Here is a 12,369-nt window from a genome sequence, read left to right as displayed (position 1 = left end):
CCGACCGTGCGCGGGACGGGGCGAACCGGTGTGACACCGCCCCGTCATGGTCCAGCCACATGATGGGGGTCCGGCGCGCCGGCTCCACCCGGCCGACCCGAGGTCGCCCTCGGCATCTCGACCCGGGCCGGCGCGGCGGTTCCACACTGCACGCAGCCGCCGTCGGGTCATCCGCCGGCCGGGTCGTTCCCCAGCCGGCCTCGGATGACCGGCATCAACATCGAGACGGCGGCGTCGGTCACCTCGGCGACGCGGTCCTGCGGCAGGCGCCCGGACGCCGCGAGAGCGCTGATGCCTTCGAGCGTTCCGGCCAGGAGGTACGGCAGCGGGCTCACCCGGGAGGGGTCGCGTTCGCCCAGCAGTCGGGCGCCCAGCGCGAAGAACCGGCCGGCAGCGTCGGTGGCGGCCGTGGGCGGCCGGCCGGGATGAACGGCGATCCGGGAGAACATCAGGTCCATCAACGGGCCGGTGGACAGCGCGAACCGGACATGGGCGTGGGCGTAGGAGCGGAAACGCTCGGTCATGTCGCCGTCGGTGGCGGCTCGTTCCAACTGCCGGCTCAGTTCGTCGAATCCCTGGGCTGCCAACGCGTCCAGCAGTTCGTCCCGGTCGGCGAAGTGGCGGGCGGGGGCGCCGTGGCTGACGCCGGTCCGGCGGGCGAGTTCGCGCAGGGTCACCGCCTCGGAGCCCCGGTCGAGCAGTACCCGGCGGGCCTCGTCGAGCAGTGCCTGACGCAGCGACCCGTGGTGGTAGACGTCGGCCATCACGTCAGGATAGGCCGATGTAGACATTGACAACAATGTGGACGGTGCCTACATTGGCCGTCATGACAACCCAGGAGAGCGTGCGGGGACGCACCGTGATGATCACCGGCGCCACCAGCGGTATCGGCCGGGCGACGGCGGTGGCGCTGGCCGACCGCGGAGCACGGATCGTGCTGGCGGTGCGGGACACCGTGAAAGGGGAGCGCGTCGCGGCCGCCCTGCCCGGTGCCGAGGGCACCCACCTGGTCAGGGAACTGGATCTGGCCGATCTCGGGTCGGTCCGGCGCTTCGCGGCGGGTTTCGCAGGGCCGGTGGACGTGCTGGTCAACAACGCCGGCGTCTCGGCGCAGCGGCTGCAGCGCACCGTGGACGGGCACGAGCTGCAGTTCGGGGTCAACCATCTGGGCCATTTCCTCCTGACGGCGCTGCTGCTGCCGCAGATCGCGGGCCGGGTGGTCACCGTCGCCTCGCAGGCGGAGCGGATGGCCCGACCGGACCTGGACGACGTGGACTGGCGTCGGCGGCCGTTCGACGGCAGCCGGGCCTACGCCGATTCCAAGCTCGCCAATCTGCTGTTCACGATGGAACTGGACCGCCGACTGCGTGCGTCGGGATCGCCGGTACGGGCCCTGGCCGCGCATCCGGGGCTGGTGGTGACGGCCATCTACGACCATCCCGCGGGACACCGTCCGGGGGTCTGGGACCGGCTGCTTCCGATGGTCGGACAAGAGCCCGAAGCCGGCGCGCTGCCCGTTCTGCTCGCCGTCGCGGGGGACCTCCCCGGCGGGACGTTCACCGGTCCGCGCCACCTCATGCACATGCGCGGGGGAGCGACGGTGATCGGACGGTCCGCCCGCGCGAAGGACGTGGAGCTGGCGGCGTCCCTGTGGACGCTGTCCGAGCAGCAGACCGACGTCCGGGTCGGCTGACGGGCAGGTGGCGCCCGAGACGGCGCACCGGGCCCACGGCCGGGACGGAGTCGCGCGCAGGGCGGGGCCAGGCAGGAGAAGCGTCGCCGACGCCACCGGCGACACCGCGCTCCGGCAGTGACCGGACGGTCACCACCCACGCCGGCCGACGGGCCGCGCCCGAACGGGATCGTCGGTCCCGATCGCCCGTCGTGCGCGGCGGCCGGGCGGTGCCCGGTGGCCCGGCTGGGCAGTGCATTGGCGAGAGCAGTTCTCCACGACGAAGGGAACGACATGAGCGGCACCGGCAGGGACGACATCAACAAGACCGGCAAGACCGACGACCACACCGCCGGCGACAGCCGGGCGCCGTACTCCGAGACCGGCGGCCCCGAGGCGCAGCACGCGAAGACCCATGACGTGGCCCGCGAGCAGGCGACCAACTCCGCTCCGAAGGAGGAGAAGGAGGACGAGTTCGCCGACGACCTGTAGGCGGTGGCGGCGGCCCCGGGACGAGACCGTCCCGGGGCCGCGCCGTGCCCGGGGGTGGCCGCGCCGGGCTCGGTGCCGCGGGGTAGGACAGAGGGATGACCGAGCCGCAGCCGACCACCAGCACCCCCTTCGCCGACCTGGATTCCTACCTCGACCTGCCGCGCACCGGCGGCCTCGTGCTGTCCCCGGACGGAACCCGGCTGATCACCTCGGTCGCGACCCCGAACCCCGCCCGCACCGGGTTCGTCACCGCCGTGTGGGAGATCGACCCGGCGGGGGAGGTGCCCGCCCGTCGGCTCACCCGGGGGTCCGAGGGCGAGTCGCCCGCCGGCTTCACCGCCGCCGGCGACGTGCTGTTCCTCTCCGCCCGACCGGACCCGGACGCCGGGCCGGGCGGCTCCGATGACGTTCCCACCTCGCTGTGGCTGCTGCCCCGCGGCGGCGGCGAGGGCCGGTTGCTGCTCACCCGGCCGGGCGGTCTGGGCCGCGTCCACGTCGCCCGTGACGCCGACGTCCTCGCGTTCTGCGGTGACGTGCTGCCCAGCGCCGTCCCCGACGGTGAGCCCGGTGCTGACGACCGCTCCGACGCCGCGGTCCGCAAGGACCGGGCCACCCGGAAGGTCGCGGCCGTCCTGCACACCGGCTACCCCGTCCGGTTCTGGGACGCCGATCTCGGTCCCGACGTGCCGCACCTGTTCACCGCCGCGATCCCCGCCGACGGCACCGGCACCGCCACCGACCTCACCCCGCGGCCCGGGCAGGCGCTGCGCGAGTCCGACCTGGACCTGTCCGCCGACGGCCGGTGGATCGCGGTGACCTGGCGGCGCCCGCTGGCCCGCGGCGCCGTCCGCAGCGACCTGCGGCTCGTCGACCGGGAGAGTGGCGCCGTCACGCCGCTGCTCGCCGATCCGGACGCCGACCTCTTCTCCCCCCGGTTCAGCCCGGACGGCCGCCGGGTGGCCCTGCTGCGGGAGCGCGACTCCACCCCGCAGCGCGCCCCGCGTACCGGCGTGCGGATCGTCGACGTCGCCGACGGGTCGGTGGTCGACGTCGCCGCCGACTGGGACCGCTGGCCGTCGTCGATCCGGTGGCTGCCCGACGGCTCGGGGCTGGTGGTGACAGCCGACGACCACGGACGCGGCCCGCTGTTCGTGCTGCACCTGGCCGACGGCCGCGTCGAGCGGCTGACGTCCGAGGACGCGGTGTTCACCGAGGTGCAGGTCGCACCGGACGGCACCGCGGTGTTCGCGCTCCGGGCCTCCTACCTGGCGCCGGCCCATCCGGTGCGGATCGGTCTCACCGGCGACGACCGCGGCCGGGTGACCGCCCTGCCGGCCCCCGCTCCGGTGCCGGAGCTGCCCGGCACGCTCACCGAACTCAGTACCCGGGCCGACGACGGCGCCGAGGTGCGCGCCTGGCTGGCGCTGCCCACCGGCGCCGGACCGGAGCAGCCGGCCCCGCTGCTGCTCTGGGTGCACGGTGGCCCGCTCGGTTCGTGGAACGCGTGGTCCTGGCGGTGGAACCCGTGGCTGATGGTCGCCCGCGGCTACGCCGTGCTGCTGCCCGACCCGGCCTTGTCGACCGGATACGGCCAGGACTTCGTCCAACGCGGCTGGGGAGCCTGGGGCGCGGCGCCCTACACCGACCTGATGGCCGTCACCGACGCCGCCGAGGCGCGGGAGGACATCGACGCGACCCGCACCGCGGCGATGGGCGGATCGTTCGGCGGCTACATGGCGAACTGGATCGCCGGCCACACCGACCGCTTCCGGGCCGTCGTCACCCACGCCAGCCTCTGGGCGCTGGACCAGTTCGGGCCCACCACCGACGCCGCGTTCTACTGGCAGCGGGAGATGACCGCGGAGATGGCGACCGAGAACTCGCCGCACCGCTTCGTCGGCGACATCGTCACGCCGATGCTGGTCATCCACGGCGACAAGGACTACCGGGTGCCCGTCGGCGAGGGTCTACGGCTCTGGTACGAGCTGCTCAGCGCCTCGCAGCTCGCCGCCGACGACGAGGGTCGCACCCCGCACCGTTTCCTGTACTTCCCGGACGAGAACCACTGGGTGCTCAAGCCGCAGCACGCCGCCCTCTGGTACCAGGTGGTGTGGGACTTCCTGGACCGGCACATGCTGGGTGGAAACGGCGTCGAGCTGCCGGCCGTCCTGGGGGCCGACCCCGCGGCCGGCTGACGCGACGAGCCGCGGCGCTCCCGCCGGTCGCGGCGCTCCCGACGAGGCCGGTCACGGCGGTCCCGGCGCTCCCTCCGGATGCGGCGCTCCCTCCGGGGACGTCGCGGCCGTCCCGCCGATTCCCACCCCCGAGCCCGGTGCCTGGCGTACCTTTACGACGTTGAGTGACTGAACGGCTACCGGTAGTGCGGAATGGGGAACGCTGTGGACGACGACGGCGCTCGCAGCGCATCCGCGCGGCGGTACGTGATGGACGACGACCTGACCGCCCGGCTGGAGACGGTGCTGATGGTGGTGGCGGAGACCCTGGAGTTCCCGACCGTCCGGGTCAACGTCGTCGACGACGACCGGCAGCACACCATCCGGCTGTTCGGTACGGGCGGGACCGGCTCGGTGCCGCGCAGCGAGGCGTTCTGCGACACCGTGGTGCGCACCGGCCATCCGGTGATCGTGCAGGACGCCGCCCACGATCCGCGGTTCGCCGACTTCCCGGCGGTGCGCAGCGGGGAGATCGGGTCCTATCTCGGGGTGCCGCTGGTCGGCCGGGAGGACCTGGTCATCGGCGCGATCTGCACCGTGGACAGCACCCACCGGACCATCACCTCGCACCAGCTGCGGGTGCTGCTGCAGTTCGGCAAGATCGTCGAACGCCAGCTGGACCTCATCCGGACGGCCACCGAGGAGCACCTCGCGGTGGGCGCCGCCGCCGGGGCCGGGCGGCAGGGCGGCGCGCCGTCCCGGCCGCTGGTCGGTCTGGTCGGCGGCGCCCGGCGGCCGCGGCCGGGTCACCGCTTCGGCCGGCCGCACCGCACGCCCTGAACCGACGGGAGCCACAAGGGGTTCGCGACGGTGCGATGCGGCGGAGAATGGGGACCATGACGTCCTCCGACCCGGCAGCCGACCGCGACCGTGACGACGCCGGCCGCGCCCGCAACTCCCGCCCCCGCGACGAGCTCGGACGTCCGTTGCCCTACGGTGCGGTCGACGTGCCCCGGCAGCCGGAGGGCATCGTGCGGACCCCGCGGCAGACCCTCGACGAAGCGCAGGAACTGCTCGACGCCGGCCGTCCGTTCCACGCCCACGAGGTCTTCGAGGACGCCTGGAAGGCCACCGACGGGCCGGACCGGGCGCTGTGGAAGGCGCTCGCCCAGCTCGCGGTGGGCGTCACCCACCACCTGCGGGGCAACCCCCGCGGCTCGGCGGTGCTGATCGGGCGGGCGGCCACCGCCCTGCGTGCGCTTCCGACGGCCGACACCCACGGGGTCGACGTCGCCGGCCTGCTGGCCTGGTGCGACGCCACCGCCGCGGGTCGACCGCCGGCCGGGGTGCAGCTCCGCGGACGCGCCCGCTGATCAGCCCTTCGTGGCCCCGGCCGTGATGCCGGCGACGAAGTAACGCTGCAGGAACACGTACGCCAGCACCATCGGCGCGCTCGCCACCAGCACCCCGGCGAACAGCACCGGGTAGTTCGTCGTGTACTCGCCCTTGAAGTCCAGCAGCGCCTTGGGCAGCGTCGCCTTGGCCGGGTCGGTGATGAACAGCAGCGGGTAGAGCAGGTCGTTCCAGTGCATGACGAACAGGAAGATCGCCACCGCGGCCACCGAGGGGGCGGCCAGCGGCAGCGCCACCGACCGGTACATCCGCAGCGGTCCGGCGCCGTCGATCTCGGCCGCCTCGAACAGCTCCGTCGGCAGCGTCTTCAGGAACCCGGTGAGGATGAAGATCGCCACCGGACAGGTCACGGCGATGTTGATCAGGATCAGCCCCAGCAGCGAGTTGTCCAGGCCGATCTGCTTGACGATGACGTACTGCGGGATCATCGCGACCTGCGCGGGCACGGCGAGCCCGGCCGCGAACAGGCCGAAGATCGCGATCCCCAGCCAGCCGTGGATCCGGGCGATGCCGAACGCCGCGAGCGTGGACACCAGCAGCGTCAGCACCACCGAGCAGCCGGTGACGATCACCGAGTTGAGCAGGCTGGTGCCCAGCCGCCCGCCGTCCAGCAGCTCGGCGAAACTCGCGAACGTCGGTGAGGTCGGCAGCCCGAACGGGCTCGCGTACATCTGCGCCGAGGTCTTGAACGTCGTGAACAGCACGACGGTCATCGGCACCAGGATGATCAGCGCGTAGACCGCGAGCAGCGCCCCGCGGGTGGCGCCCCGCAGGGTCGGTGCGGCGACGGCCATCTCAGGCCCTCCTGGCGGACAGGGCCACGGCGCGCTGCTGCAGGACCGTGACCAGCGCGATGAGGACCACGAAGATCACCGACTGCGCGGCGGCGTAGCCGAACTCGAAGTTGCGGAAGGCCGAGTTGTAGATCAGCGTGGACAGGATCTCGGTGGCGTGGTTGGGGCCGCCGCCGGTGCTGGCGAAGATCAGGTCGAACGCCTTGAACGACTGGATCGTGGTGTAGGCGACCACGATCGCGGTGGCCGGCGCGACCAGTGGCCAGGTGATGTGGCGGAACCGCTGCCAGCGGGTCACCCCGTCCAGGTCGGCCGCCTCGTACAGATCGGCCGGGATGGTCTGCAGTCCCGCGATGTAGACCACCATCATCTGGCCGGCGTGGAACCAGATCTGCACGATGGCCAGGTAGTAGATGGCCCGGCTCTGGTCACCGAGCCACGGCTGCTGCCAGCTGTCCAGGCCGACCGCCGAGAGCAGGCTGTTGGCCAGTCCGAACGTCGGGTCGTAGACGAACGACCAGACGAACGCCACCGACACCGACGACAGCACGGTCGGGAAGAAGTACAGCGCCCGCAGCGCGATGTTGGTGCGGGTGTTGCGCTGCAGGGCCATGGCCAGCACCAGCGACAGCGTGGTCTGCCCGATGACCACCGCGAGCATGAACTTCAGCGAGTTGCCGAAGGCCTGGCCGAACACCGTGTCGCCGCCGAGGAGGCGGTCGTAGTTGGCCAGGCCCAGGTTCCGGTAGGCGACCGAGAGCCCGTCCCAGTCGGTGAGGGAGTACTGCACCGCCTGGACGGTCGGCCAGAGCACCAGCCAGAGGTAGAGCACCGCCGCCGGCAGCACGAACAACAGCAGCCGCGGGTCGTTGCGGCGGCTCGAACGCCGGCGGGGGTTGCGGCGGGCGCGGGTCGCGACCTCGGCGAACCGGACGTCGGTCGCGGTGGTGTCGGTCGTGCTCACCCGCCGCGCTTCTCGTCGATGATGGCCTGCGCGGCCTCGGCGGCCTGCTCCGGCGACGATCCGGTGACCACGGCGACCAGCGAGTTCTCCACGGCGCTGCGGATGTCGGCGTCGGTGAACTGGAACCGCGGCGCCAGCAGCGTCTTCTTCTCCACCCAGGGGGCCAGCGCCTGCAGGTCGGGGTTCTCGTAGGTGACGTCCTTGACCGTGACGTGCTGCGAGGTGGCGTTGGCGTAGGCCGCGGCGTTCGCCGGCTCGGACAGGAACTCGACCCAGGCGCGGGCGCCGGCCGGATTCTTGGCGGCGGCGTTCACGGCGAGGATGAAGGTCGCGTTGAAGACCCCCTCGAACGCCGGGGTGGTCCCGGCGGCGGTGGTGATGAGGGGGGCGAGGTCGATCGGGAAGCTGCCGCCGGCCGCGCGGACCTGCGCGAGCTGGTACGTCCCGGTCGGCAGGATCGCCGCCCGGCCCTGGCTGTACAGCGCCAGCACCCCGTCGTTGCTGGCCCCGGCGAAGTTCTGCTGGAAGTACGCCGACAGCTGCTGGAACTGCGTCAGCGAGGTGATCCACCAGTCGTCGGTGGCCTTGTAGGTGCCGTCCTGGATGCCGATGAACATCTCCGGCGTGGGGCCGTTGTTCATCGCGAGGGTGTTGATGATCTGGAACGCGTTGGCCGGGTCGTTGCCGGGCCAGGCGATGGGGTCGACACCGGAGCCCTTGAGGGCGTCCAGCATGCCGAGGTAGGCGTCCCAGTCCTTCGGGACCTCCGAGACGCCGGCCTTCTCGGCCAGGTCGGTGTTCAGCAGCGGCATGTTGAAGATCAGCTGGTACGGGAACCCGTACTGGGTGCCGTCCTGCGCGCCCGGGGTGATCAGGTTGGCGACGTAGTTGCCCACGGCGACCGAGCCGCTCAGGTCGGCGAGGATGTCCTGCTCGGTGAACTGGTTGAACTGGGTGCCCCGGAAGGCGGTGAGCGCGTCGCCGATGGAACCGTCGCGCGCCTTCTGGGCCGCGGTCGACTGGTACTGCTCCGAGGGGTCGATGGTCTGGGTGACGCTCGCGCCCGGGTAGCGGGCGGCGAAGCCGGCGGCCAGGCTGTCCAGAGCCGCCCGGTCCTCGCTGCGCCAGTGGTAGAAGTTCGTCACCCCGCCGACGGTCCCGGAACCGGTGCCGCCGGTCGACGCGGACGAGCTGGGGGTGGCGGTGGCTCCGGGCCCACCGCAGGCGGCGAGCATCGCGCCGGCGCCGGTGGCGCCGAGGCCGGCGAGGAACGACCGGCGGCTGACAGGGGTGCGGCCGGGCCGGCCGGCGGACAGGACGTGGTTCACGGAAAAACCTCCGGGGCGTGCGGTCAGGGTTCGGGCAGCGGGCCGGACGAGCGCAGCCGGGTGGTGCAGGCCGCGGCGCGTCCGGGTCACGGGGTCACGTCCGCGGTGTCCGCGCAGGGTCAGCGCGGTCTCGGGAGAGGTCAGCGCAGGGTGGCGCCGACGCGGGGGAGAACGTGGCGGCCGACGCGCAACGCCTCTTCACGGTGGGGATACCCGGAAAGGATGAACTCGTCGACACCGACCGAAGAGTACTCATCCAGCCGCTCGGCCACCTCGTCGTAACTGCCGACCAGTGCGGTCCCGGCGCCTTCGCGGACCAGCCCGATCCCGGCCCACAGGTTCGGGCCGACGGTCAGCTCGGTGGCGCGGGCGGCCACCGCGGTCCCCCCGTGGAGGGACGCCATCCGGGCCTGCCCGACGGAGTCCATCCGCGACATCCGCTCCTGCACCGAGGCGACGACGGCCGGGTCGAAGGCCGCCTGGATGCGGTCGGCCTCCGCCCACGCCTCGTCGGCGGTGTCCCGGGCGAGCACGTGCATCCGCAGTCCGAACCGCAGCGACCGTCCGTGAGCGGCGGCCAGCTCGCGCATCCGGCTGATCCGGGCGGCGATCTGCGGCAGCGGCTCACCCCACAGCAGGTAGGTGTCGGCCTGGCGGGCGGCGACCTGCAGCGCCGCCGGGGAGGCGCCACCGAAGTAGATCGGCACCGGGATGCCGGTCGGTGCGACCAGGGCGGCGTCGCGGACGTCGAAGTGGGTGCCGCGCACGGTGGTGCGCCGCCCGGCGAGCAACGGGGTGATGACGTCCAGCGCTTCGGCGGTCTTGTCGTAACGGCCGTCGTGATCGGTGTGGTCGCCGTAGGCGGCCTGCTCGACGGGGTCACCGCCGGTCACGATGTTGAGGGTCAGCCGCCGCCCGTGCAGGGCGGTGAAGGTGTCGGCCTGCTGCGCCACCAGCGTCGGGGACGCGGTGCTCGGGCGCAGCGCGACGATGAAGCCCAGCCGGCTGGTGCGGCCGGCGATGGCCGAGCAGACCACCCACGGATCGGGGCAGCCGATGCCCACCGGCGTCAGCGCGGAGTGGAAGCCGCCCTGCTCGGCCGCCTGCGCCACCTCGGTCAGGTAGTCCAGCGTCGGCGGTCGCCGACCCGGCCCGACCTCGGTGTCGCCGAACGCGGGGATGACGCCGGGGTTCTCGGAATCGCCGCGGGTCGGCAGGAACCAGTGGAACACCGGGCCGGCGGTAGCGGCGGCGGGGAGCGGGGCGTGCGACAGGGCTGACATGACTGACCTCGGGGTGGGTGCGGAGCGGACCGGACGGCACGTGCGGCACTCCCGCCACCGTCGTCGGTGGTCACCGCGCGGGGCGCGGGAATGCCAGGGTCAGCTGCGACACGCCGCACTGGTGACGCGGCGCAGGTCGACGTGACGTCGACTCACCAGCGTTGCGGACATGGGTCGAATGGTGGTTCATCGACGGGCGGTTGGCAAATGCCGGTCGCCGGCGCGGGAAGCGGTCAGGGCCGGGCCTGGAACGCGGCGAGCGCCCCGGTCACCACGGCCAGCGCCAGGAAGCCGACGACCAGTGCGACCTTCCCGCCGCGGGGGCCGTACACGGCCTGCCAGGCCTTCAGCCGGTCGGTCTCGGCGCGGTAGCGCTTCCACCGCACGATCATGATGCCGAGCAGGACGAGCACGACCGTCAGCCCGGCGAAGACGGTCACGATGCTCGCGGTGCGCACGGGTCCCTCCACCGTCGGCGGCCCGGCGGCTGGGCGCCGCGGTCCTGTCGCACCCGTACCCGATCACCGGGTCGCGTGCCCGCGCCGCCGGCCGGTCGAGGTGACGTCGGCCGTCCCGGGACGGTGGTGCGCCGGCGGGTGACCGTCGCGTCGCGGCGGCCCGACCGGACCACGCCGGAGCGGCGGTGCCGGTGCTGCCGGTGGACCCCCTGGCGGAGCGCCCGGCGGTGCCGGCACCGGCCCCCGGCGCGGGCGTCGGCCTGCGCGACGCCCCGACCACGCCCTGCGGCGGTGGGCGCGGACGGAGCGGACCCGCGGGTGCGGTAGAACGGGGCGACACGCCGTTCGACCCGGGCAGGAGGTCCGTCCCGTGCAGGACCACCTCGGCGGCGCCTTCGCGCTGCTCCGGGCGGTGGCCGACCGACCCGACCCGACGGAGCCGGTCACGGTCGGGGTGCTGGCGCAGGCGGTGCGGGTCACCACGTCGTCGGCGTCGCGGACGGCGGCCGCCTGGCAGGAGGTCGGCATGCTCGCGCCCGCGGCCGGCTACGGGGCCTACCAGCTGGGCCGGCGCGCCGTCGCGCTGTCCGGCCGGGCCGCCGCCCCGGAGGCGCCGACGGTGGACTTCGTGCTGACCTGGCTGGCGGCGGTGACCGGCGAGACCGCGTCCCTGGTGGCGCCCGCCCCGGGCGGCGCCCGGGTGGTGGCCGCCGTGCTGTCGAACTGGACGGTGCACGTGGGTGCACGGGTGGGCGATGGAGTGGATCCCGCCGGCGCCGCCGCGGCGGCGCTGCGACCGCCACCGGCCGGCCGGGCGGCGTCGCGGGGGATGACCCGGTCGGCCGGACCCGAACACGAGGAGTTCGCGGTGGCGGTGCACGACGCCACCGGGCGTGCGGTGGCGGCGTTGGTGGTGCAGGTCCCGGCGCTGCGGGCGGCGCAGGTCACCCCGGTCGCGGAGCGGATCCTCGGGCAGGCCCGCCGGCGGCTGGAGACCGCCGCGGTGCGGGCACCGGCGGTGCCCCGGCACCCGGTGCCCGCCGACGACGGCTCGCGCCTCGGGGTCGCCGCCGCCGTGCTGGAGCAGGTGTGCCGGCAGCGCACCGAGCCGCTGCGCGACCTGGCGTCCCGGCTGGGGTTGCGGCCCGAGCGGGTGGAGCGGGTGATCGCCGGCGCCGCGGCCGCGGGGCTGGTCGACCCGGTCGACGACGGGACCGCCGCGCGCCCCACCTGGTACCTGCACGGCTGGCACCGCGCGGTCACCGCGGCGGTGCTCACGGGCCGGGTCGGGCCGCTGGTCGCCGACGCCGCCCGAGAGGCCGGGGCCACCGCCTACCTGACCGTGCGGCGTGGCAGCCGGAGCGTGACCGTGGCCGAGGCGTTCGGCAACGGGGCGTTGAGCACCCAGAGCTGGCTGGCCAGGCCGGCCCAGATGTTCGGCGCCGACGGCGGCGCACTGCTGGTGATGGATTTCGACGACCGGCAGATCGCCGCGGTGCTGCCCTCCCGGGCGGTGGTCACCGCCCGGCACACCCCACGCGACCTGGACGCCTTCCTCCGCGAGGTGCGGCGGGCCCGCGACGACGGCCGTCTCGTGCTGGACGGCTTCGCCGAGGAGGGGCTGACGTCGGTGGCCGCGCCGGTCCGGTGCGCCGCGGGCACCGTGGTCGCGGCGGCCTGCCTGGTCGGCCCCGGCAGCCGGCTGACGGCGTCGCTGGCCTACACCACGGCGGTCGCCGACCGGTTCGCCGCCGCGGTGTCGGAGAAGCTGGTCGCACCCGACCGCTGAAG

General features: G+C 73.9%; 13 protein-coding genes. 6 read left to right on the top strand and 7 right to left on the bottom strand.

Annotated elements, in window-relative coordinates:
* Positions 1–167: 167 nt before the first annotated feature.
* Positions 168–791 (bottom strand): TetR/AcrR family transcriptional regulator, encoded by a 624-nt coding sequence (locus DB033_RS18725; RefSeq protein WP_111768488.1) that lies wholly within the window; start codon positions 789–791, stop codon positions 168–170.
* A gap of 35 nt (positions 792–826) precedes the next feature.
* Here DB033_RS18725 and DB033_RS18720 point away from each other — a divergent pair, with 35 nt between their 5' ends.
* From DB033_RS18720 to DB033_RS18700, 5 genes are all read left to right on the top strand, one after another.
* Positions 827–1,693 (top strand): SDR family NAD(P)-dependent oxidoreductase, encoded by an 867-nt coding sequence (locus DB033_RS18720; RefSeq protein WP_111768487.1) that lies wholly within the window; start codon positions 827–829, stop codon positions 1,691–1,693.
* A gap of 273 nt (positions 1,694–1,966) precedes the next feature.
* Positions 1,967–2,164 (top strand): hypothetical protein, encoded by a 198-nt coding sequence (locus DB033_RS18715; RefSeq protein ID WP_111768486.1) that lies wholly within the window; start codon positions 1,967–1,969, stop codon positions 2,162–2,164.
* Between the two features lie 95 nt (positions 2,165–2,259).
* Positions 2,260–4,359: a S9 family peptidase gene (locus DB033_RS18710; RefSeq protein WP_111768485.1), complete on the top strand. Its 2,100-nt coding sequence runs from the start codon at positions 2,260–2,262 to the stop codon at positions 4,357–4,359.
* A 192-nt stretch (positions 4,360–4,551) separates the two neighbouring features.
* Complete coding sequence (locus tag DB033_RS18705; RefSeq protein ID WP_111768484.1) at positions 4,552–5,178, top strand: GAF domain-containing protein; 627 nt, start codon at positions 4,552–4,554, stop codon at positions 5,176–5,178.
* Between the two features lie 56 nt (positions 5,179–5,234).
* Positions 5,235–5,711, top strand: coding sequence for a DUF309 domain-containing protein (locus DB033_RS18700; protein WP_111768483.1), 477 nt, complete (start codon positions 5,235–5,237; stop codon positions 5,709–5,711).
* Here the strand turns inward: DB033_RS18700 and DB033_RS18695 are convergent, their stop codons facing one another.
* The 6 genes from DB033_RS18695 to DB033_RS18675 form a co-directional block, all read right to left on the bottom strand.
* Positions 5,712–6,545: a carbohydrate ABC transporter permease gene (locus DB033_RS18695; protein WP_111768482.1), complete on the bottom strand. Its 834-nt coding sequence runs from the start codon at positions 6,543–6,545 to the stop codon at positions 5,712–5,714.
* A 1-nt stretch (position 6,546) separates the two neighbouring features.
* Complete coding sequence (locus tag DB033_RS18690; protein WP_205844034.1) at positions 6,547–7,509, bottom strand: carbohydrate ABC transporter permease; 963 nt, start codon at positions 7,507–7,509, stop codon at positions 6,547–6,549.
* Positions 7,506–8,837 carry an ABC transporter substrate-binding protein gene (locus DB033_RS18685; protein WP_205844033.1) on the bottom strand — a complete coding sequence of 444 codons (1,332 nt, stop codon included), beginning with the start codon at positions 8,835–8,837 and terminating at the stop codon, positions 7,506–7,508. The genes DB033_RS18690 and DB033_RS18685 overlap by 4 nt, the downstream gene beginning before the upstream one ends.
* Positions 8,838–8,977: 140 nt before the next feature.
* Positions 8,978–10,120: an LLM class flavin-dependent oxidoreductase gene (locus tag DB033_RS18680; protein WP_111768481.1), complete on the bottom strand. Its 1,143-nt coding sequence runs from the start codon at positions 10,118–10,120 to the stop codon at positions 8,978–8,980.
* Between the two features lie 99 nt (positions 10,121–10,219).
* Entirely contained in the window at positions 10,220–10,291 is a 72-nt protein-coding gene (locus DB033_RS21855) for a putative leader peptide (RefSeq protein ID WP_420814095.1), read from the bottom strand.
* Positions 10,292–10,353: 62 nt separating this feature from the next.
* Positions 10,354–10,578, bottom strand: a complete 225-nt coding sequence (locus tag DB033_RS18675; RefSeq protein WP_111768789.1) for a hypothetical protein — start codon at positions 10,576–10,578, stop codon at positions 10,354–10,356.
* Positions 10,579–10,948: 370 nt separating this feature from the next.
* Between DB033_RS18675 and DB033_RS18670 the strand changes: the two genes are divergently transcribed.
* Positions 10,949–12,367, top strand: a complete 1,419-nt coding sequence (locus DB033_RS18670) for an IclR family transcriptional regulator domain-containing protein (RefSeq protein WP_111768480.1) — start codon at positions 10,949–10,951, stop codon at positions 12,365–12,367.
* Positions 12,368–12,369: the final 2 nt, after the last annotated feature.

Origin of the sequence: Nakamurella deserti, from assembly GCF_003260015.1 — a bacterium.
GTDB classification, from domain to species: domain Bacteria; phylum Actinomycetota; class Actinomycetes; order Mycobacteriales; family Nakamurellaceae; genus Nakamurella; species Nakamurella deserti.
This window is presented reverse-complemented; position numbering and strand designations above follow the sequence as displayed.